Source organism: Sphingobacterium sp. Mn56C, from assembly GCF_049319645.1.
GTDB lineage: Bacteria > Bacteroidota > Bacteroidia > Sphingobacteriales > Sphingobacteriaceae > Sphingobacterium.
Window position 1 is genome coordinate 912,264 of sequence record NZ_JBMOUC010000001.1, and the last position, 20,674, is coordinate 932,937.

The window sequence follows — 20,674 nt, forward strand, 5'->3', positions numbered from 1 at the left end:
ACTTTTAAAGATTTAGTTTACAAACGAACCACAAAGAAAATCACCTACCCTTATATAACTAGCTGATAATAAGTTGAATAATTGTCGTTGTGTTTTATTCTACCACTTATTTACCACGATACTAACCTCTTACCTTAGCTCATGTTCGAACATTAAATGCCGATGCGCACGGCTATTGTTTAATTTCAATTAATAAGAACATGAACATTCGTGAATTACTATCAAAGCCAGTCGCTATGATGACTGGTGAGGAATTACTTGCTATTCAACGAGAAGCAATCGCAGAAATACCTAAAGAAGAAGCTAAAAGCACATTACCTGAATTCGTATACGGTATTTCGGGTATCATGCAATTGTTTAATTGTAGCAAATCGAAAGCACAGAAAATAAAAAACAGTGGTGTAATTACTGGTGCGATTCAACAGGATCAAAGGACAATTATTGTTGATACTCGGCTTGCTTTAAAATTGTTTAAGGAGTATACCAATCAAAAGAAAAGGAGGTTCATATGATTCCATTTAATCAGAATATTGTCGAAGCTCTTGAAAAGTCTACAGTTAAAATAACAGATGAATTTAAAGAACCTCCTATTATGATAACGATCAGCAATTCGGATTCCGTCATTGGAACCCTTGGGAATTTCAGCGCATCCACGGGAAAGGCGAAGAGCAGGAAGACATTCAACGTGATCTCAATGGTCGCTGCTGCATTGAGGGGAAAACAAGTATTACAATATAAGGTTAAAGTTCCTCCAACTCGTCCAGTGATACTTTATTGTGACACGGAACAGAGTAAGTTCCATTGCCATAGATTACTTTCCAGAATATACAAGCTCATTGATTATCCAACTTCAGAAGTCCACGGTAATTTAAAGTTTATCTCTTTAAGAGAATACCCCACCAAGGAACGTATCAATATCATTGAATATGCGCTATACAAATATGCTGGTAGGATTGCACTCCTTATCATCGATGGTATTAGAGATCTCGTTTACGATATCAATAACGTTACCGAAGCGACTGAAATCACGAACAAACTGATGAAGTGGTCGCAGGAACTCAATATCCATATTCATACTGTACTACACTTAAACAAAGGAGATGATAATACTCGGGGGCACTTAGGAACAGAATTGAACAACAAAGCCGAATCCATTCTCCAAATAACTAAAAGTGATCTGGATGCCAACTACAGCACCGTAGCACCAAAATTCATCAGGGATATCGAATTTGAACCATTCACCTTCTTTATTGACGATGGTATACCTGTACTTGATGAAAATTTCGACTTAACAAGTCCGAAAGCTAAAAAAGGATTCAGCTATCAGGAATTACCAGAAGAGAACCATCGAGAGGTATTGCAGGAATTGTTTAATGATTCAGAAATCACCTGTACTTATGATGATTTTGTCGCAAGACTAAAGGACGCCTATCTGTCAAAAGGTTTCAATTTTGGAATTAATAAAGCGAAACAGCTAAAGACCTTTTTGGAGAACAAACGGATGATCATCAAGACTGATAAAACCTATCAGTTCAACCCTGAATTTTACTATTAAAAAACAGGTTTAGTTTAGTCTGCCCCTATATAGTAATAGACTAAACTAAACCTATTTAAAATTATGATTATGACATGCACTGAATTAAAGCGTATACCGCTCATATCCATATTAGATTATCTTCGGATTCCATGTACCAGAATGAACAGTCGTGAAGCATGGTTTAGAAATCCATTCAATGGCGGGAACGAAAAAACGGCTTCGACAAAAGTCGATATCCATAGAAACATTTGGTATTCACATTCAGAAGGCTTCGGAGGTAACAACATTGATTTTTTGTTGAAGTTTCTGGAAACAGACAATCTATCTATTGTACTGGATTGGGCTGATGAAAGAAAAAATGTCCTTTCTTTTCACCAGCTGACCATATTAGATAAAGCGCCAGCAATGCAATATGAAAATGAACGTGGTTACACCATACTTTCAATAAAACCACTCGAGAACAAAGCATTAACAGACTATCTCACCAAAGAACGAAAAATAGATATTGAAATTGCCAAAGCTTACTGTCAGGAAATCTATTATCGGACAGCAAAAGGACAGACATTTTTTGCTGTCTGTTTTAAGAATGATGCTGGTGGATTTGAATTGCGCAACAGCTATGACAAACGTTCCCTCTTAACCAAGGACATTACCACGATTAACAACGGTTATAAGGACGTTGTACTGCTTGAAGGCTTTACCGACTGTCTTTCCTATATGACTTTAAAAAAGAACGCTGGCAAGCCTTATTTAGTTGCTAATTATTGCGTCTTGAATACGACCGCAAATCTGAAAAAATCATTTCCATTCTTACAACAACATAACGGTATAACAAGTTATCTGGACGCAGATACCAGCGGTGTAAAATCTTACAATACTTTACGAAGTCACTTCGAAAACACACACACTCTTAAAAACGGAATGGAGGAATTGCAGAAAAAGAATTGTGATATAAAGGATGTCAATGACTACCTAATTTTTACATCATCCGAAGAACAAACCCATAATATCCAATCGGGGAGAAAACTATCGAATAGGTAGGTAGCAAGGTTGTGTTTTGGTGACCCCAAAACCGATTGACTCCCGATGGTCACAGCTAAAAAAGAAGATTATGAAAGATAACAAGAAAAAAGGCGGAAGACCCGCACTCGAAAATAAAAAACAGTTCAGGATCAATGTCCGTTTCGATGAAAACGAACATAACAGGGTTTTGCAAAACGCAAAAATTGCAGGTATGAGCAAATCGGAATGGGTGCGCAAATCTGCGATTCTACGAAAAATTACACCTAGGTTTACCGAAGAACAGTTAAAAGCTTTTAGGGCGATCGCAGGGGCTTCGAACAATCTAAATCAGCTGACTAAAAAAGCACACCAGACTGGACTAATTGAGGTGGCTCAGGAATGCAAAAATACGATCCATCACATTAACCATTGTATCAATAAACTACTGCATCATGATAGCGAAGATAATTGAGGGCCGATCATTCGGCGGATGCGTTGGATATGCCTTGAAAAAAGATAGTGAGATTATCCATGCAAATGGATTGCGGACGGATTCGGCAAAGACCATCACACAAGATTTTAATTTTCAGAGGATGATTAACCCCAAATTGGGCAAGGCAGTCGGACACATTATTCTTTCGTGGAACACAGAAGATAAGAACAAGCTGAATAATGACATCGTGGTATCCGCAGCTAAGCGTTACCTATCAAAATTAGATATTAGGGATACCCAGTGCTTAATGGTACGCCACCACGACCGCCAGCATGATCATATCCATATTATTTACAACCGTGTGAACGATTATGGTAAGACTATCTCCAACAGCAATCAGCGGTATAAGAAGCTTTAAAGCCTGCAAGGAACTTAATGCGCTATATGGCTTTAAGCAGTCCGAAGGCAAAAAGAATGTTAACAGAGGAAGACTGAAAGGTAATGATCTGACGAAATACCAAATTTACGACACGGTGAAGGCTGGCATTCGTAATAGCAGAAACTGGAATGAACTACAAAATTATATCCGTTACAGAGGTGTAGAAATGCAGTTTAAGTACAGATCGGGATCAGATGAGGTTCAGGGTATTTCGTTCATCAAAGACGGACAGACATTTCGAGGATCGGCCATTGACCGCTCTTTGGGCTTTGGGCAGATCGATAAGGCTTTAAATGGGCTCGATAATTTTATAGAACAAAACTACAAGGTAGAAAGTATTGCTTCGAAAGATCGGTTTACGGAAACCAACCTCGGGGAAACCTTTGGTCATATAGCATCACCTTTATTTTCGATCCCCGAAATTACACCAGAGCAAGACGATCCATTGATTAAAAAAAGTAAAAAGAAAGAAAACTACGGATTAAAACGTTAACACTATGCATACAGAATTAGAAAACTTATTGCAACAGGTAAGCGCATTGCAGGAAAACACAGACCTCATCACGCAGGATATTGTACGAATCATGCCGACAATTGTATCCCTGCTTTCAGATAATGAAAAAAACATGCGAGAATTTCATGTAATGCGCTCCAAAGATCAGGAACTACTACAACAAATCAAGCAATTTATTAAACGGGAAAATGATGTTCTATCCAAGATCATTAACGATTATGGGGCACTTCAAGATGTCGCCAATGAAATTGCCATTACATCTAGACGGGAATTAGTCGTACTAGCAGACAAAGAAAAAGAGATTGTGTCAAAAATTTCAGCGATTCCCGAACAGGTCATCGTGAAATATCAATATGGCATCGATTTGAAATCGACTCCTATGGCTGTTCTTATGGTATTATTTTCGGTCGTTATCTCGCTAGGGCTTGGTGCTCTATACGAGAAGAACAGACAGCTTGACAATAGAATATCATATGAGATGCGTTACCGAATGATGGAATTGGAGTTGCCAAATATTACATCGCATATTGACTCCACATACACACATGATCCCAATAAATTCCATGACCTTGTAGTTAAAAGAGAGGAGGAAAACAAATTATTAAACAGTATAGACCGAAAACGTCAGGAGATCAGAAACTTAAATAGTCCTGAATAACGGTTCGGGTATTGCCGAAGGCGGGGATTTTCAGTACAAAAATTCAATAGTAGAACAAATATTGAATCTTGCACAAATTTACAATCGAAGCTGTTCAGCCTCGCTTTTGGCAATACCTTGTCGTAGGCAATTTTTTAATATTTATCCCTGTAAGGAGAACTTTTTATTTGTAAATCGGAATTATAGTTTTTCAATAAATCAAATTTAAAATTTTGAATTTGTGTTGAACTCAGAGGACTTCTTGTACAAATTATGTAAGCTTTTTTATTCTTGATTTTTAAGTCTGCCGATAAGCGTTTAATTGTTGCTTTAATTTGATTTACGGCATGAGCCAAGTCTTGACCTTTAAGTTCAATATAAAACTCTAGTCCTTTAGCTAACAACATATAATCACATCTTATAGTTTCGTCATTTATTTCACAACCGTCTACAATTATTTTAGTTGAAGTAACTTGATCAACATTTTCAAGAGTTAATTTACTTTTCTTCTCCTCAAATGTAAATAATTTCTGAGATGATTCTATTCTACAATTCATTTGAAAAATCAATATTAAGAAGTTTATCAAATTCTACTGAAATCTCATCTGATACTGAGTCTAATATAGTAGGTGAAATAAGTTTTGAATCTTTTTCAATTAAATATCTTTGTTCATTATTTCTTAATGAATAAACACTAAACATATCACTTTCTAACTGTTCTTTTGTAGGAATAATTTTATTTAATTTATAGTTTTTCTTTCCTTCAGATTTCAATTTATTTTTTATGTTTCCAGAATAAATTAAATTATTGAAAGAAGAAAGTATGTATGGACTATGAGTTGTAACAAATATCTGAAATTTGTTGTCAGTACTATTAAATGTACGAGCCAATAGTTCTACTATTCGTTTTTGTGCAGTTGGGAATAAGTGAGCCTCTGGTTCTTCAATATAAAGTGTAAAACCTCCTCCTACAGAATTAATTCTTGTAAGAGTTTTAAGAATTATTATTAGTGGTAGGGTTTCTTGTTGTCCAGATGAAGCATTAGTTAAATTTACTTTTCTATGGTCTTTGTGAACTAGATAATCCTTCTCTTTTTCTCTGACATAAGTACTATTTAATATTTCTGAAATTAGTTCATCATATTCTTTGTCATTTTTTTCATCAGATAAAAGATCATTATAAAAACGTTTTAAGTTCTCATAAAAGGAACCAAACTCTATAAGAAATGGGTCTAAAGACCTGTTATCACTTAAAAAAGAAAATATGCTGCTTTGGATATTTGCAAAAAAACTTCTACCAGCTGGAATAAAAAACTGGTCAAAAGTAGAAAGACTTCCTAATTCATTTTTGACACATTTTTGAATTTTTTCATTAATTTGTCTTTTAGTACTAAAATTAGGAACTTTTCTATTTTCCAGAAGCTTAGCTTTTTCATCTTGATAAATCTTTTTTCCTTTTTTTATTACAGCCTTAACATTATCAGAGTAGTCAAAATTTATTTTGTTATCAATTTTTTTGATGTATATAGAAGTGCTTTCATATGAGTATGAAATAAAAAAATCTTCTTTGCTCCAAGATTCTTTAGGAAAAAATGTTATAAATGTTTCTTTTTGCTTTTGGTCTAAGTCTCTTTTAGTTTCTTCATTTTCAATACTTTTTATTATCTCATTTATAAAGTTTTTGAAGAAATATAGCAATTTAACTGTTATGCTTTTCCCAGAACCTTGTGGCCCAATAAGTATGTTAATTGACTTAAAGTCAAACTCCATATTATTTATTCCACCAAAGTTTTCTATAAGTATTTTTTCCACTTTTATTAGTTTTTTAATTTTTACAAAGTAACAAAATAGAATTTAACGGTCTACTATATGTTTTTTAAAATTGCCTATAACTATCCGCGTATTGGCTATAGGGCGTACTAAAAAGCCTAAACATTCAATCTTGCCCTAAGCTAAGCAACTGCCTTTTATTATTTTCTAAATTTATGAAAAAAGAAAATATAAAAGGCTGTTGCGACAAAAAAGGAGAAACTTTCAATTTCTCCCATAACCTGCCATTTCCTCAATACGATGTTAGTGGAGGGCTTTTTTATATTTCCCTCAAAGCGTTAATTATATCTTCTGTAGAATGAATTGAGGTATTTAAAGCCATCTTATCTGCTAAAGTTGGACTGAATTTTAAAACTTCATCTTTAGAAATTTTGTGCCAAATTGGAAGAATAACCTTATGACCGTTCATTTCTCTAGCTACCATTCCGTTAAGTTCATATTCCGTCCAATTTTTCTTTACAAATGAAGGTGAAATAATTACAATTCCATACCTAGAGTTAATTAAACCTGCGTCTATTTTTTTTCTTAGACTATCACCAATTTTTAACTCAAATTCATCGTACCAAACGGAAAACCCATTTTCTTTTAGGTTGTCAGCTAAACTTCTAACAATATCTTCTTTATCTTCAGAAGCGTGAGAAATAAAAAAATCATAAAGCTTGGCTACTTCAACATCTTTATCCTCGATTTGAGAAGTTTTTGAAGAATAATTTTGATTTATTAATAAATCTAGTTGAGATTTTTGCTCATTAATAGATTGTTGCATTTTTTTTTGTATATCGAGCTTTTGCTGATTCTGCTTTTTAAATTCAGCTTCTTCGACTTTTCTTAAATCTTGTTTTTTTCTTCCTAAATCAACAGATTTTGATGCAATTTTTTGTTGGTAATCAGCTACCTTTTTTTTGCAATTAAAAATATCATTTTGATAACCTTGAATTTGCTTTTGTTTACTCTGTAAAGATGATAGTGATGTGTTTTTATTTATTGTTCTATTAACTGAATCAATTTGTTTATTCTTATTTATTTCCTTTTTATTTTCATCTGCGATTTTTTTATTTAAATCTGCAATTTCCTTTTCAATTCGGTTAATTTGATTTTGGTAATAACTTGGATTCATATTTTAAACGTTTTTTCGGTGAAAGCATTACGCTAACTACTTTTTAAACGAAATAATGTTACGCCAGATAATCTCTAAAAAAGAATTTCGTCATCAAGTTCTTAAATATAGTAATTTTCTGTATATCAACTCAATATCATTGTCAATTATTATGGGTAACGAAACAGATATTATTATCTTTCCTTTTAGAGTATATGGATAGCGAAATAATTTTATCAGCTTTTGAAGAGTGTTTGCACCTACAACGTTATGCTACTGGTAAAAAAAATCTTACAAAGAGTACGTAACGATATTTTTGAAAGGCAGACATGGAGATAAAAAGCTCTCTCTAATCCCTTTCTCAAGAATAGTAGCTTTTCTCAACAAGAAAGTTATTGATGACAAAACCAGTTCTTCCTACCAGCGATCATTAGTTGGTGGTATATAAAACTATACCACTTATTGCTAGATTAATCACTTCATTTGAATTTCTTATAACCTAAGCGTAGTGAAACAAAATTACCCGAATCTTATCAAAAGAAGAGGTGCGTAGACTTTTTGATAGTACCGATAATTCAAATACAAAGCGATTTTGATAACAATTTATAGCTGTGGCATACGTAATCCTACTGATTATCTAATTGAAGGAGAGAAAACAGGTCGTTATAGTGAACGCAGTGTATAGCTTGTTCTAAAAGAAAGCACTAATCAAACCAAAAACTAAAACAGATGTCAAAGTGCATGCTCTTTGACATCTGTTTTAGTTTTTGGTTCAGTCTACTATAGACATTTGTATAAATCAAGAGCTATTAGAACATAAGTCCATTAAAACGACAATGATCTTTACACATTGCACAATTATTGATAAGAAGAAAACTCCAAGTCCTTTGGACTATTTATAATTTCTATAAAAAGCAAGTATAACAACACCCTATTCTAGATTTACCTATCTTAATTGTACTTTAAAAAAATGAAAATTGTCCGAAATATGTCCGTAAATAACAAAAGGCGCTGATAATCAGTGTCTTTTGTTAGACTGGCAGTATTCGAACTTTTAATACAACTTTCGCGAGTTACAGCGTAATACGATAAAGGAATATTTTTAAATAACCTCATTAATTAAATTTTGAACCGTATTAATACAGAAACACCCAAAATTATCGGGTGTAATTTTGGGTGTAAAACTTATAAATACTTGATTTACAAGGTGTTTTGTGGAGCCGGAGGGATTCGAACCCTCGTCCAAACATAGTATGATTTACGCTTTCTACATGCTTAGCTTCCCTTTAATTTTCGAGAGTAAGAAAGGTGGGTTGCTAACCTATAACTTACCCCTTATTTGCTGTTTCTCATTTATGTTTAGCAATATCACACAAACCAGTTCTACGATTCGGTGCCTCTAATGTCGAGCGGTAGAACAAAGCCCGACGAGACAAAAGCTAGATCTTAATTCTAAATTAAGCAGCTAAGGCGTAGTTTTCTTCGCCATTTATAAAGTTGAAAGTTCAGATTAAAGTGCTAGACTAACAACGCACTGCATGCTTACATAACCATCGCTACCCTGTCAATTCCGGTCGACCCCAGGTTATGAAAAGCAAAATTACATAAAAAAAGAATGGTAAATAAGCAAAATCTGCAAAAATTCTAAGCTAAAATAAAGTTTAGCACATATTTTGCTGTATATTAGTCTGTTAATTAATTGTTAATAATAACCTTAAAATTATGGCGACAAGAACACCGAAAACAACAATAGCGAAAGTAGCCGAAGCTGAAGGAGATAAAGCGGCGAAAGCAACAGCAGGCCGCAGCACAAAAAATCCAAGCTCAACCACGAAAAACGATACGACGAAAGCTACGCCTGCCCGCACAGCCGCCACAAGCAGTCCCAATGCAGCAGTAAAACCAAAGAGAGCATACAGAAAAAAAGCGACGACAAGCCCAGCGCAAGAAGCAACAGAAGCGAAAGCGGAAGTAGATGTTGTAGCAAAACAAACCGTAAAAAGGGCGAGCAATACAAATACGGGAGCCCCAGAAATCGAAAAAGGCGACATCACGAACAGCAGGGCAGTAGCAAACGCTAGCCAAAATAACCAAAATAATCAAGATACACAGGATACTCAAGATCTTGAAGATAATAAAAAAAAACCAGTAAGAACAACAAGGAAAGTTAGTACAGCAAGAACAGAACGAACAGCAGGAAGAGCGAAACCAAAGGTAAGCTCAACTAATACTAATATTGATAATAATAACAATGATGCCAATAAAAGTACAGCAGTAAGCGCAAGTACGCACACAACTGAAAATCAAGAAATAAAGGCAGCGCCAAAAAAAACATCTAAACCAGCTAAACCAGCTAAACCTTCTAAAGCAAATTTAAGCCCTAAGGATAATAATAAAACTAATACCAAGCAAGTAAAGGCTAGCACGAACACGAAAAGTACGGAAGGAAAAACCGCCATAGCAGAAAAATCAGCGTCAGCAACAAAGGCACCAAAAACAAAGACCATTAGCACAAATAAAACCAAAACGAAGGACCAAGTAGCAGCCAAGGTTAACAAAGAAAACCTAAAAGACAGCCCAGGCAAACCAGACAAACCAGACAAACAAGAAAAAGGAAACAGTAAAGCAAGACCTACCCAAGGCAGTAAAGGAAAGAACAAATCGAAAAAAGAAAACGCGAAATCCAGCGCCAAACCCAAGTCCACTAAAAAGAAAAACAGCAGCAAGGCAAGTCAAAAGAAAGAGAAAAAAACATTAGATAAAGTCAAAGCATTAGTTAAAAACCTATACAGCAAATTCGTAAAAAAGAGAAAAAAGAAAAAATAAATCACATAAAAATAAGCTGTTCATCTAAGAACCCGATAAACAGCTTATTTTAAATTTCAAAACCCTTAGTATAAGATCATTAAAAATTAAAAGTTAATTTTTGTGAACTAACGGCCTAAGGATGTATAGGAAGAATACGGTACTAAATGCTCTCAAAAACCTTCCCATTGCAGCAGATAGAGAAGTAGTTAAAACCAAACGATACAAAACTTTACCATCTCGAAGCATACTATGTATAGGATAGCTATGCCCACTTAGACTCCCCAAAAAAGCCGCTACCTATAAAAATAAGCAGCGGCATTATACTATAAATTCGATAGTTAACTCAGTTATCTAACGAACAGATTTATTCAGCAATACATCTAATATTTAATGCATCCTTAGAAAGATCCGTTAAATTAACAGATTCAAAACGTGCGTGGTCATTTCCACTAAAACGGATCCAATTAACTTTTACTTTGTCGCCATTCGACAAAGTACTCGTCCAATAATACCCTAAAAGACCCCGCGATGCGATTGCACATGGAGCATCTTTTTCACCAGATTCAATACCGAGCAGCCCCTGTAAGGGGAAAAACAATTTAATTTCGTTTTTAGCTTTGCTAACTAACAACCTTCCTGCATTAAAATTTTTCGGATCAGATTTTATGTCCCCATAATTTGTAATTAAGGTATTCGCCATTAGTGCCTTAAACTCCGTATTTGTAGGAACCCTATACCCTGTAGGGCAGGGGTCATTTTTGGATTTCACAGGTTTCTCCTCGGTACCCGTACTCCAAATACTCGTATTATCCGTTTTTATCCAATCCGTAATATTTTGGCGTGTTATAATCTTATTGGCTACAGCGTTACTATTTCCAATCTGAAAATAATCGCCATGCTGAAAGAGTATATTCTCCAATTGAACATAATCGTTGTTGCGCATCTCCAAAGATTGCGCTGTCGCATTACTACCCACATTACCAAGCATCCAAATCTGCCCATTAATGCGTGCCGCAGCCTGATCTTTATACATCAGGTAACGATCATCTGTAGAAACAAGCGTAAGTTTTAGCTTGTATAATACACCAGGTTTAATTTTAAAATTATCAAAACCAACCACAGCCTTAAATTTAAGTGGTCCGGCTTCAAAATTGGAAATCGTAAATGTTGCAGCCCCCTCCGCATTAATTACCGTAGGCACACTGGTTACAGCGATTGTATTCAGAGCAGGGAATACTATCGCCGTGTTTGATGCAGTACCCGATCTATGGATCTCACCTGTTGCCAAATTAAAGGATACCTTTCCATAATCAGGATTAAAACTTGAAGTTAATGCCTTTATCGGATGGCCGAGTTGGCTAGCATCAATCGTCGTAATTAGCGCACTGAATTTATGTTTTAAAGATGCATGAATAACCTGCCTAGCAGTATTAGAAACGAACAAATCCTTACGGAAATACGTTAAATCAACAGTTTTATCAAACAAAAGCTGCGATGAAGCCAAGGTTTTACCACCAGTAAAAGTAATCTCCGGCAGTTTACTTGTACCGTCTACAGCATAGACAATCAAGGTGTATGGGGCATTAGCAGGCAAAGGAAATGCATTCGCTTCTATAGCCTGTTTTGACGAGAAATTGTTTTCAGAAAGAAATACCCCCTCCTTATCAAAAAGTACAACCTTATACTTCAAATTTTCAGAACTACCTTGGGCCAGATATCTAGAGGTCATCTTACAAATACTACCATTCCCTTTACTACCTATATTACCCGGTACAGGCAGCAGCTCGGCAGCTAAGGTATATCCTTGGCTGAGCTTTACTTTAGCCGATGGATTTAACGGTTTTTCAACCGCTATTTCGTCGGCATATCCATCATCCTTAACTTCTATATAAACTTCGGCCATACCCTCTGATACCGGAATGTTATCGTCTTTTATTTTATTGCAAGCTTGAGCAAATAAAAAAGGAATTAAGAATAAGGCGATTCTACGATAGTAGTTTTTTCTGAGATACTTGTGTTTATTTTTCATATTTTTAGTTTTACGTGTTGGTTCTTCCAACAATAATTGCATCTATTCAATTTTTTGAATTGCCGTAAAATTAAATACATAACCGACTTCAAATACTGTACTTAAGGCTAGTATTTGTTAATCGTACTTTTCATGCAGAATACATAGGGGTATTTGTCAGTATTTAACCCTTTTATCTACCCAATATTTTCAAGAAAAAAGAGCTCCATAAAATCGCTTAGCTATTGGAATAGCTAGCCTTAATGTTTAGGCATTTTCCGGAAAGGCCAGTCCTTTGGAGATACCCTGTAAGGGTAAGGTGCAAGATTACCCCAGGAATTCTACGGTCAACGCCATAAAATTCAATAGGCCGTCTCCTAGGTAGCAAATAAACCGTAAAAAAACTGTTTCTATTGTTTATAGCGCAGCAATAGAAGGATACATACTAATCGGATAATAATAGATTAGTATGGATAACCTACGTCCCCTGAGGCGTTTTATACTAGGAGATAAATCCTTTTACATACTGCCGTGTTATGGGGTTTTGCGGATTTAACAAGACGTCTTCGGTTTTTCCAAATTCGACGATTTCACCTTCATATACAAAGATAATATAGTCGGATACCCGGCGTGCCTGACGCAAGATATGCGTTACCAAGACTATAGTATAGTCTTTTTTGAGTTCTATAAGTAAGTTTTCTATCGTCTGTGTTGAAATAGGATCCAGGGCAGAAGTACTCTCGTCACCTAATATTATTTCTGGTTTTACGGCGAGCCCACGTGCCAAACACAAACGCTGCTGCTGACCAATAGATAGTCCTGTAGCAGAGCTGTCCAGCCGATTTTTTACCTCCTCCCAAAGGCCAACATTTTTCAACTGTGTTTCAACAATACCGTTCAGCACCTTCTTATTACGCTCGCCATGGATGCGCGGGCCATAAGCGATATTATCATAAATCGACATAGGCAAGGGGAAGGGGCGTTGAGATAGCAAGCCCATTTTTTTGCGAATATGGGTTACCTCAGCATCCTTAGCATAAATATCCTCGCCATTTACTAAAACCGAACCCGAAACCAGCACATTTTTACTGTCGTCCAACAACCTGTTTAATGTCTTCAGGAGCGTTGTTTTGCCGCAGCCCGAAGGTCCGATAATGGAGGTGATAGAATTATTGGGGATGTCGAGATTTATATTTTTTAAAATATGTTTACCCTCTATATGTACATTCAAATCCTTGATTTGTATATGCGGCGCTAACGCAGTAGGCACGGATGCTACATGATTTGCTGCACCTAAATTTTGTGTTTTTTCTGTTTCGAGGCTAGAATGTGTGTGCATATAACAATAATTAAAATGATAAATGTTAAAACTAAAGCCGAGGCATAGGCACGTCCTTGAACCTCAGGTATGGGACTACTCAGCTGGAAAAAAATCGCTAAGGGCAATGTTGCCGCCGGCTCATCTATATACTTCGGAAGATTATCACTAAAACCTGTGGTCAGCAATACCCCTGCGACATCGCCAATAGCACGGCCAAAGGCTAAAAGTAGCGCTGTAAATACGCCAGGTTTAATGTATTTCAATAATACCTGTGCAATCTCCCAACGTGTAGCGCCCAGTGATTTCGTTACATTTTTTAAGTCTATAGGAATGGTGGCCAAAAGTTCGTCTATAGTACGCACTACAATAGGTATGGTTAATAGCGTGATGGTAATTATACCACCCAGCAGGGAGGCTCGAATACCCAGCCATACCATTATACTAAAGGCAATAGCGCCGTACACAATAGACGGAATTCCAAATAGCACATCAAACAATAGCTTCGCCGCCTTAACCAGCCAGGTGTCGCGCTTCACATAAACATGGAGGTACAAGGCTATAGGGATACCAATAAGGGCAGCTAAAGCGGTGGATACGCTGGCCAGATATAAAGATCCAAGTATAGCGTTTAATATTCCGCCACCCTTGCCAATGTAAAAGCCCCCTTGTGGCGACTGGCTTACCATTTCCCAACTTAAGTAGGGTAGCCCCTTGTAGAGTATAATGCCCACAATAAGGAACAAGGAACCTGTTATGCTGATACCCGATAGCTGCATACAAATTTTAGCGATTTTCTCGTTGCGAAGTCTGGATTTAATATTCGACATTAGTTATGCTCCTCCAAGCGGCTTAAGATGGTTCTTGATATCAGGTTGAATCCGAAGATAATAATAAACAGCAACAGGGCGGCAAACATCAGCGCTGCATCGTAGAGCGGTATAGACATCATCTCACCAAAATTGTTGGCGATAAGCGCCGGAATAGGGTACCCCGCATCGAATAGTGATTTCGGTATCTGAGGGATATTACCGCAGACCATCAATACAGCAATGGTTTCACCAATGGCACGGGATATGGCCAGAACGATGGCTGCAATAATGCCGGGGCGAGCTTTTTTAAGAACAACCTTTTGCACGGTCTCCCAGCGGGTGGCCCCCAAAGATAAGGAAGCCGCTTTCAGGTCGTAAGGAATAGTTTGAAGTACCTCGACCATAATACTCACCATAATTGGGAAGATCATTACCGCCAAGACAATTCCACCAGCAAAAACAGAATAGCCTGTTGTGGTCACGCCAAATATAGGCGCTATCCACTGACCCACTAAGGGTACCACGAAAAGTACCCCCCACACACCATATAAAACCGGCGGAATAGCCGCCAAGACATTCATCAGTGGCATGACCAATTGGCGTAGGCGGTCTGAGGCGTACTCTACCAGGTATACCGACGCTAAAATGCATAAGGGCACCGCAATAATCAAAGCTATGAAGGTAACCCAAGCCGTACCCAAAATAAACGGCAGAAAACCGAAGTTACCTTTTAGCGGAGACCACACGCTGGCTGTAAGGATATCCAGCAGGTTCTGCGTTTGCAGCAGTGGCATCGCCTTTATCCCTAAGCCTACCACCAGTAGTACAATAATGGATGCCGTAAGGATAAGGAGCGCTAAGGCGCAGTTTTTGACTATAGAGTCTTTTCGTAACCTCCTGTTCATGGCGTATGTATCTTTTCAAATTCTAATTCTATTTGCTTATCCGTAAGTGGCACATAGCCATTTTCAAGCAGGTAACCCTGTTGTTGCTTCGCCATGACAAAGTGTATAAATTCCTTTATCAGTTTGCTGGCATTGTTTTTTTGAATTACAAAGGCCAAATCCCGAGCTGGTGGCGAAGGGTATTTATGATCAGCAACGGCTGCTATAAGTTCATCCAGGTTGCTGTAAAAATCCTCTTCAGGATCAATTTTCCCATTTTTATTCTTGTCAATTGGAATAACGGCGATATTAGGTGTTGTCATCTGTGTTTTTAGGTCATACACATAATTGATATTATTAAAACCGATAGCAAAGGTATTGTCTTTAATAGCCTGCGCTAACCCCGGGTCCCCAAATATACCTACACCTTTTAAATCCTCTTGGCTCAATTTAAAGAACTTCGCCCAGGTTTCAGCAGCACCCGCCGCATCGGAACGCACATAAACTCCGATAGCAGTATTTGAAAAGCGTCGATCAATATCGCGCCATGTTTTATACTTATTACCCGTAAAAATATCCTGTAGCTCCGCCTGCGTTAAACCGCGTGTTTTGAGCAGTGCTGCATCGGGGTGGTTGGCATTAAAGGTACCTAAGACCGCATCTTTAGCCACAAATAAGGGTAAAGCGCCTTTTTCTATTTCCTGCGGATGTAAATCCCGAGATACCAGTCCGATATCAACCATATTTGTTAAAACATCGGCAATACCCTTTCCAGCGCCCCCAGCAGAGATATTAAAACGCACATGAGGGTGCAATTTTTTAAAATCCTCAGACCACAATACCACAATTGGATAGAGCGCAAAAGCACCAGAAATTGATATATTTCCGCTGTATCCAAGTTTTTCGTCATAGCCTTCTTTTACCTTTGGTGCGCAACTGCTCAAAAGATTAAGAATTAAAACGCTGATTAGTAGTATTTTATTCTTTTTCATTTAGGATGGGTGAAGTAGCATTTAAATTTATTTCACAAATATATAGTAATTTGGTAGAATATATAGTGCAAATAGTTTTTATTTTTATACTTTTGTGATGCAATAGTTATCGATTTACCTATTTATAGATATAATTATTGCAAATATTATAAAACCAAGGATAATATTAAATCATGCAAAGTTTTCGTACAGAATTAGAGAACCCCATTGTAGCGCAGGAGATCATTGAGTTAGAGCGAAAGATTAAGGACTTTCAAGCGGGTACATTACCCGATGAGAAGTTTAGGTCCTTACGCCTTGCCCGTGGTGTATACGGACAGCGGCAGCCTGGGGTGCAAATGGTTCGCATAAAGTTACCCTTTGGAAAGGTTACCTTTAAGCAGCTGTTAAAGATTGCAGACATTTCGGATACCTATGCCAGCAGTAACCTGCATTTAACCACAAGGCAGGATATCCAAATACATTATGTAAGTCTGGATAAGACACCCGAATTATGGGCTAAACTTGCAGAAGACGACATTACATTGCGCGAAGCTTGTGGAAATACCGTGCGTAATGTCACGGCATCTGCCACGGCAGGTATAGACCCCTTAGAGCCCTTTGATGTTTCCCCTTATGCACATGCTACCTTTGCTTACTTCTTACGAAACCCTATTTGTGCGGAGATGGGAAGGAAGTTTAAAATTGCTTTTTCATCGTCTGAGCGCGATACTGCTTTTAGCTATATCCATGATTTTGGGTTTATCCCTAAGGTTATTGTAACTGATGGCGTTGAAAAACGTGGTTTTAAGGTGATGCTTGGTGGTGGTTTAGGGGCGCAGCCTATACTGGCCAATGTGGTGCAGGAGTTCATGCCTGAAGAGCAGATTATTCCTTATATAGAAGCTACGTTACGGGTTTTTGACCGCTATGGCGAACGTAATAATCGGAATAAGGCGCGGTTTAAATATTTGGTACAAAAGCTAGGTTTGTCGGAAGTGCTGCGCTTGATCGAGGAAGAACGTATAGCCAATAAAAACCAGGTGTATTGGGTGGATACCCAGACAGATAGTTCTGCTGTGGACGCACCAGTGGCAGTAGCCCTAGCCGAAGTTACACCGGTAGATTCTACAGCCTTTGCTATATGGCGACAAACGAATGTTTTTGAACAAAAACAAAAGGGGTATTACGGTGTTAATGTCAAGGTGTTAACGGGAGATATATCAACCGAAAAAGCACGTATTTTACTGCAGGAATTGCAGGGCCATATTGCGGATGATATTCGGATAACACAGGGTCAGAATCTGATGTTTAAATTTGTCCGTAAGGAGTCGCTGCCCCATGTATTTAATGTTTTAACGACGCTGGGGTTTGCAAAGCCTGGATACGATAGTACGGCCGATATTACAACCTGTCCGGGTACAGATACCTGTAATCTGGGCATCTCCAATTCTACAGAAATGGCACGCGTGCTGGAGCAATATATACACGATTTTCACGATGATTTTATTTACGAACAAGCGCTAAAAATTAAGATATCAGGCTGTATGAACTCCTGTGGCCAGCATGGATTGGCGCATATTGGTTTTCATGGCAGCTCGGTAAAGGCGCAAGGGAAGGTTGTTCCTGCTGCGCAGGTGATGTTGGGTGGAGGTACCATTGGGGATGGGGAAGGGCGTGCTGCCGAGCGGGTTATCAAGGTGCCTACGAAGCGTGTACTGCAGGTCGTAGACCTGCTGCTGGTGGATTTTAAGCGGGAAAAGCAAAACGAAGAGCATTTCTTGGGTTATTACGAACGCCGCGGTAAGGATTATTTCTATCAGCTGCTGAAACCGCTGGCCGATTTAAGCACGCTTACGGCAGAGGAGTTTATCGACTGGGGGCATCAAGGGGATTTTGAAACGGCAATAGGTGTTGGGGAATGTGCCGGGGTGATGATCGACTTGGTGGCGACGTTGCTCCTGGAGGCGGAGGAGAAAATTGAATGGGCAAAACTGGCTCTTGAAAAGGAGCAGTATGCGGATGCTATTTACCATAGTTACAGCTCTTTTGTCTGGACTGCAAAGGCTTTGCTCTTGGATAAGGGTGTAAATTCAAGTACGCAGTCTGCCGTTATTCAGGAGTTCGACTTGCGGTATGTGCAGGAAGGGATATTTACCTTTCCTACGTCTTTTGCTGACCGGGTGTTGCAGCTTAATAAATACCAGCCTAGTAAGGATTTTGCTGAGACGTACATCGTTCAAGCTACAGCGTTTTATTATGAGGCTGCAGCCCGAAGGGAGGCTTTACGTTCCGTAAACGTTTAAAATTAATAGGGAGAGTGAGAAATGAAAAAAAATAAACCCTTTATTACCTTGGTAGGCGCTGGTCCTGGCGATCCTGACCTTATCACGCGCAAAGGAATAAAAGCAATAATGGATGCCGATGTTATCTTGTATGATGCCTTAGTAAATGCCGAGCTACTGGATTATGCTAAACCATCATGCGTCAAGATTTATGTCGGCAAGCGGGCCGAGCGTTTATCGACTTCACAAGATTATATTAATAAGCTTTTGGTCGATTATGCCTTAACACATGGCCATGTCGTGCGCCTTAAAGGTGGCGATCCTTTTGTCTTTGGCCGTGGTGGTGAAGAATTGGATTATGCCCGACAGTTTAACATCGACACTGCTGTGGTACCTGGTATCTCTTCGTCGGTTGGTTTAACAGCTTTACAGCAGATACCTTTGACATATAGGGGTATTAGCGAGAGTTTCTGGGTGATAACGGGAGCGACCTCGGATGGTAAGCTTTCGAATGACTTGCTGACGGCAGTGCATACGAATGCTACGGTGGTGCTATTGATGGGCTACGCTAAATTACCAGAAATTGTGGCCCTCTATCAGCAGCAGGGGCGTGGTGATTTGCCTATTGCTGTGATTCAGAATGGTTCCTTACCAACAGAACGCATTGCCTTGGGCAGTATAAACACCATTTTAGAGGAGGTGGAGCAGAATTTAATTGCTGTACCGGCGATCTTGGTATTAGGGGAGGTGGTGCGTAAACATGCCTCCTTCCAGCGTGTTATGCAGCAGGCTCAACTTCTAGCGGTGTAGTATGAATACCTTGTTTCCTATTTATGTAAAAATGGATCAGCTGCAGACTTTATTGGTGGGCGCGGGTCCTGTTGGTCTGGAGAAGCTTCAGGCTATATTTACGAATTCTCCTTTTGCTTTTGTGCATGTTGTGGCGCAGGATATTTTACCCGAGGTATGGGATTTTGCTGCGCTTAGGGATACAGTGCGTATTAGTCAGCGTGGTTTCTTGCCGTCGGATCTTTTGGATAAGGATCTGGTTGTTTTGGCGACCAACAATGAGGCCTTAAACAAGGAGGTTAGAAAACTTACACAACAGGCTCATATCTTGCTTAATGTTGCCGATAAACCTGATCTATGTGACTTCTACCTGGGCTCTGTGGTACAGAAGGGAAACTTGAAGCTGGGGATTTCTACCAATGGAAAGTCGCCTACTATGGCTAAGCGCTTGAAGGAGTTTTTCAATGAGCTGTTGCCGGAAGAGATTGATGATACTTTGCTGCTTATGCAGGCTTTACGCAAGCAGCTTAAGGGTGATTTGCAGGAGAAGATTAGGGTCTTAAATGCGCATACTAAGGATAGTTTAAAGCGGGGGGAATAATGCTGGAAATGGAGAATTTAAAAAATAGCTTAGCGCCGCTTACGGCCGAGGAGATATTGGCTTTTATAGCTTCAAATTATGGCGATAGGGCTGTTTTCTCGACTTCTTTTGGTATCGAGGATCAGGTTATTACGCATATTTTGGCGCAGCAGGTGCAGCCTGAGGTGGCTATTTTTACGTTGGAAACGGGTCGCTTATTTCCGGAGACCTATGCGGTATGGAATCGCACCTTGGAAAGATATCAGTTGCCAATAAAGGCTTATTACCCCAATACTACCGCCGTGGAAGCGATGGTAACGCATAAAGGGCCGTCCAGCTTCTACGAATCGGTGGATAATAGGAAGGAGTGTTGTTATATCCGTAAAATAGAGCCCTTAAAGCGTGCTGTAGCGGGTTATAAAATCTGGATTACTGGCATCCGGGCAGAGCAATCGCCCAATCGGGAGGATATGGAAAGTGTGGAATGGGATGCAGATAATGCTGTGATAAAGGTGCACCCTTTGTTTCACTGGTCCTTGGCTGATGTGGAGCAATTTTTAAAATTACATAATATTCCTTATAACCGCCTTCACGATAGGGGGTTCCCTAGCATTGGCTGTCAGCCTTGTACACGTGCGGTGCAACCGGGGGAAGACTTCCGTGCTGGACGCTGGTGGTGGGAGGATACGAGTAAAAAGGAGTGTGGATTACATAGTAAAACGAAATAAATT

General features: G+C 38.6%; 20 protein-coding genes and 1 other RNA gene. 12 read left to right on the top strand and 9 right to left on the bottom strand.

Going from position 1 to position 20,674, the window contains the following annotated elements; all coding sequences use genetic code 11:
• Positions 1-200: 200 nt before the first annotated feature.
• From ACL9RF_RS03900 to ACL9RF_RS03930, 7 genes are all read left to right on the top strand, one after another.
• Complete coding sequence (locus tag ACL9RF_RS03900; protein ID WP_422799282.1) at positions 201-512, top strand: DUF3853 family protein; 312 nt, start codon at positions 201-203, stop codon at positions 510-512.
• Positions 509-1,555, top strand: a complete 1,047-nt coding sequence (locus ACL9RF_RS03905) for an AAA family ATPase (protein WP_422799283.1) — start codon at positions 509-511, stop codon at positions 1,553-1,555. Before ACL9RF_RS03900 ends, ACL9RF_RS03905 begins: the two co-directional genes overlap by 4 nt.
• Positions 1,556-1,696: 141 nt before the next feature.
• Positions 1,697-2,578: a toprim domain-containing protein gene (locus ACL9RF_RS03910; RefSeq protein WP_422799284.1), complete on the top strand. Its 882-nt coding sequence runs from the start codon at positions 1,697-1,699 to the stop codon at positions 2,576-2,578.
• Between the two features lie 70 nt (positions 2,579-2,648).
• The gene (locus tag ACL9RF_RS03915; protein ID WP_422799285.1) at positions 2,649-3,011 is read left to right on the top strand and encodes a plasmid mobilization protein; all 363 of its coding nucleotides are present in this window, start codon (positions 2,649-2,651) and stop codon (positions 3,009-3,011) included.
• Positions 2,992-3,390, top strand: a complete 399-nt coding sequence (locus ACL9RF_RS03920; RefSeq protein ID WP_422799286.1) for a relaxase/mobilization nuclease domain-containing protein — start codon at positions 2,992-2,994, stop codon at positions 3,388-3,390. Before ACL9RF_RS03915 ends, ACL9RF_RS03920 begins: the two co-directional genes overlap by 20 nt.
• Positions 3,344-3,904, top strand: a complete 561-nt coding sequence (locus ACL9RF_RS03925; protein WP_422799287.1) for a hypothetical protein — start codon at positions 3,344-3,346, stop codon at positions 3,902-3,904. The genes ACL9RF_RS03920 and ACL9RF_RS03925 overlap by 47 nt, the downstream gene beginning before the upstream one ends.
• A gap of 4 nt (positions 3,905-3,908) precedes the next feature.
• Positions 3,909-4,583 (top strand): hypothetical protein, encoded by a 675-nt coding sequence (locus ACL9RF_RS03930; RefSeq protein ID WP_422799288.1) that lies wholly within the window; start codon positions 3,909-3,911, stop codon positions 4,581-4,583.
• Positions 4,584-4,717: 134 nt separating this feature from the next.
• Here the strand turns inward: ACL9RF_RS03930 and ACL9RF_RS03935 are convergent, their stop codons facing one another.
• The 4 genes from ACL9RF_RS03935 to ssrA all read right to left on the bottom strand — a co-directional run bounded on the left by ACL9RF_RS03935 (position 4,718) and on the right by ssrA (position 9,070).
• Complete coding sequence (locus tag ACL9RF_RS03935) at positions 4,718-5,119, bottom strand: hypothetical protein (RefSeq protein ID WP_422799289.1); 402 nt, start codon at positions 5,117-5,119, stop codon at positions 4,718-4,720.
• Positions 5,109-6,374, bottom strand: a complete 1,266-nt coding sequence (locus ACL9RF_RS03940) for an AAA family ATPase (RefSeq protein ID WP_422799290.1) — start codon at positions 6,372-6,374, stop codon at positions 5,109-5,111. The genes ACL9RF_RS03935 and ACL9RF_RS03940 overlap by 11 nt, the downstream gene beginning before the upstream one ends.
• Before the next feature lie 277 nt (positions 6,375-6,651).
• Positions 6,652-7,509 carry a TIR domain-containing protein gene (locus ACL9RF_RS03945; RefSeq protein WP_422799291.1) on the bottom strand — a complete coding sequence of 286 codons (858 nt, stop codon included), beginning with the start codon at positions 7,507-7,509 and terminating at the stop codon, positions 6,652-6,654.
• A gap of 1,191 nt (positions 7,510-8,700) precedes the next feature.
• Positions 8,701-9,070, bottom strand: a transfer-messenger RNA (tmRNA) gene (gene ssrA / locus ACL9RF_RS03950).
• Positions 9,071-9,210: 140 nt separating this feature from the next.
• Here ssrA and ACL9RF_RS03955 point away from each other — a divergent pair.
• Positions 9,211-10,314, top strand: a complete 1,104-nt coding sequence (locus tag ACL9RF_RS03955; RefSeq protein WP_422799292.1) for a hypothetical protein — start codon at positions 9,211-9,213, stop codon at positions 10,312-10,314.
• 346 nt (positions 10,315-10,660) lie between these two features.
• On the opposite strand, the gene ACL9RF_RS03960 is transcribed toward ACL9RF_RS03955, so the two are convergent.
• The 5 genes from ACL9RF_RS03960 to ACL9RF_RS03980 all read right to left on the bottom strand — a co-directional run bounded on the left by ACL9RF_RS03960 (position 10,661) and on the right by ACL9RF_RS03980 (position 16,310).
• Positions 10,661-12,325 carry an FISUMP domain-containing protein gene (locus ACL9RF_RS03960; RefSeq protein WP_422799293.1) on the bottom strand — a complete coding sequence of 555 codons (1,665 nt, stop codon included), beginning with the start codon at positions 12,323-12,325 and terminating at the stop codon, positions 10,661-10,663.
• Positions 12,326-12,806: 481 nt separating this feature from the next.
• Positions 12,807-13,643 (bottom strand): phosphate ABC transporter ATP-binding protein, encoded by an 837-nt coding sequence (locus ACL9RF_RS03965; RefSeq protein WP_422799294.1) that lies wholly within the window; start codon positions 13,641-13,643, stop codon positions 12,807-12,809.
• Positions 13,598-14,452: a PstA family ABC transporter permease gene (locus ACL9RF_RS03970; protein WP_422799295.1), complete on the bottom strand. Its 855-nt coding sequence runs from the start codon at positions 14,450-14,452 to the stop codon at positions 13,598-13,600. The genes ACL9RF_RS03965 and ACL9RF_RS03970 overlap by 46 nt, the downstream gene beginning before the upstream one ends.
• The gene (gene pstC / locus ACL9RF_RS03975) at positions 14,452-15,339 is read right to left on the bottom strand and encodes a phosphate ABC transporter permease subunit PstC (RefSeq protein ID WP_422799296.1); all 888 of its coding nucleotides are present in this window, start codon (positions 15,337-15,339) and stop codon (positions 14,452-14,454) included. The genes ACL9RF_RS03970 and pstC overlap by 1 nt, the downstream gene beginning before the upstream one ends.
• The gene (locus ACL9RF_RS03980) at positions 15,336-16,310 is read right to left on the bottom strand and encodes a PstS family phosphate ABC transporter substrate-binding protein (RefSeq protein ID WP_422799297.1); all 975 of its coding nucleotides are present in this window, start codon (positions 16,308-16,310) and stop codon (positions 15,336-15,338) included. Before ACL9RF_RS03980 ends, pstC begins: the two co-directional genes overlap by 4 nt.
• Positions 16,311-16,483: 173 nt before the next feature.
• Here ACL9RF_RS03980 and ACL9RF_RS03985 point away from each other — a divergent pair, with 173 nt between their 5' ends.
• From ACL9RF_RS03985 to ACL9RF_RS04000, 4 genes are read left to right on the top strand one after another with little or no spacing between them, the layout of a single operon-like run.
• Positions 16,484-18,595 carry a HEPN domain-containing protein gene (locus ACL9RF_RS03985; protein WP_422799298.1) on the top strand — a complete coding sequence of 704 codons (2,112 nt, stop codon included), beginning with the start codon at positions 16,484-16,486 and terminating at the stop codon, positions 18,593-18,595.
• A gap of 21 nt (positions 18,596-18,616) precedes the next feature.
• On the top strand, positions 18,617-19,384 hold the full coding sequence (cobA, locus tag ACL9RF_RS03990) for a uroporphyrinogen-III C-methyltransferase (protein WP_422799299.1): 768 nt from the start codon (positions 18,617-18,619) through the stop codon (positions 19,382-19,384).
• A gap of 1 nt (position 19,385) precedes the next feature.
• On the top strand, positions 19,386-19,964 hold the full coding sequence (locus ACL9RF_RS03995) for a precorrin-2 dehydrogenase/sirohydrochlorin ferrochelatase family protein (RefSeq protein WP_422799300.1): 579 nt from the start codon (positions 19,386-19,388) through the stop codon (positions 19,962-19,964).
• A gap of 2 nt (positions 19,965-19,966) precedes the next feature.
• Entirely contained in the window at positions 19,967-20,671 is a 705-nt protein-coding gene (locus tag ACL9RF_RS04000; RefSeq protein ID WP_422799983.1) for a phosphoadenylyl-sulfate reductase, read from the top strand.
• Positions 20,672-20,674 lie beyond the last annotated feature (3 nt).

Bases quoted from the DNA above. Each gene is read 5' to 3' on its own strand.
- ACL9RF_RS03900 (WP_422799282.1), top strand. From the start codon at position 201: ATGAACATTCGTGAATTACTATCAAAGCCAGTCGCTATGATGACTGGT.
- ACL9RF_RS03905 (WP_422799283.1), top strand. From the start codon at position 509: ATGATTCCATTTAATCAGAATATTGTCGAAGCTCTTGAAAAGTCTACA.
- ACL9RF_RS03910 (WP_422799284.1), top strand. From the start codon at position 1,697: ATGAACAGTCGTGAAGCATGGTTTAGAAATCCATTCAATGGCGGGAAC.
- ACL9RF_RS03915 (WP_422799285.1), top strand. From the start codon at position 2,649: ATGAAAGATAACAAGAAAAAAGGCGGAAGACCCGCACTCGAAAATAAA.
- ACL9RF_RS03920 (WP_422799286.1), top strand. From the start codon at position 2,992: ATGATAGCGAAGATAATTGAGGGCCGATCATTCGGCGGATGCGTTGGA.
- ACL9RF_RS03925 (WP_422799287.1), top strand. From the start codon at position 3,344: ATGGTAAGACTATCTCCAACAGCAATCAGCGGTATAAGAAGCTTTAAA.
- ACL9RF_RS03930 (WP_422799288.1), top strand. From the start codon at position 3,909: ATGCATACAGAATTAGAAAACTTATTGCAACAGGTAAGCGCATTGCAG.
- ACL9RF_RS03935 (WP_422799289.1), bottom strand. From the start codon at position 5,119: ATGAATTGTAGAATAGAATCATCTCAGAAATTATTTACATTTGAGGAG.
- ACL9RF_RS03945 (WP_422799291.1), bottom strand. From the start codon at position 7,509: ATGAATCCAAGTTATTACCAAAATCAAATTAACCGAATTGAAAAGGAA.
- ACL9RF_RS03955 (WP_422799292.1), top strand. From the start codon at position 9,211: ATGGCGACAAGAACACCGAAAACAACAATAGCGAAAGTAGCCGAAGCT.
- ACL9RF_RS03960 (WP_422799293.1), bottom strand. From the start codon at position 12,325: ATGAAAAATAAACACAAGTATCTCAGAAAAAACTACTATCGTAGAATC.
- ACL9RF_RS03965 (WP_422799294.1), bottom strand. From the start codon at position 13,643: ATGCACACACATTCTAGCCTCGAAACAGAAAAAACACAAAATTTAGGT.
- ACL9RF_RS03970 (WP_422799295.1), bottom strand. From the start codon at position 14,452: ATGTCGAATATTAAATCCAGACTTCGCAACGAGAAAATCGCTAAAATT.
- pstC (WP_422799296.1), bottom strand. From the start codon at position 15,339: ATGAACAGGAGGTTACGAAAAGACTCTATAGTCAAAAACTGCGCCTTA.
- ACL9RF_RS03980 (WP_422799297.1), bottom strand. From the start codon at position 16,310: ATGAAAAAGAATAAAATACTACTAATCAGCGTTTTAATTCTTAATCTT.
- ACL9RF_RS03985 (WP_422799298.1), top strand. From the start codon at position 16,484: ATGCAAAGTTTTCGTACAGAATTAGAGAACCCCATTGTAGCGCAGGAG.
- cobA (WP_422799299.1), top strand. From the start codon at position 18,617: ATGAAAAAAAATAAACCCTTTATTACCTTGGTAGGCGCTGGTCCTGGC.
- ACL9RF_RS03995 (WP_422799300.1), top strand. From the start codon at position 19,386: ATGAATACCTTGTTTCCTATTTATGTAAAAATGGATCAGCTGCAGACT.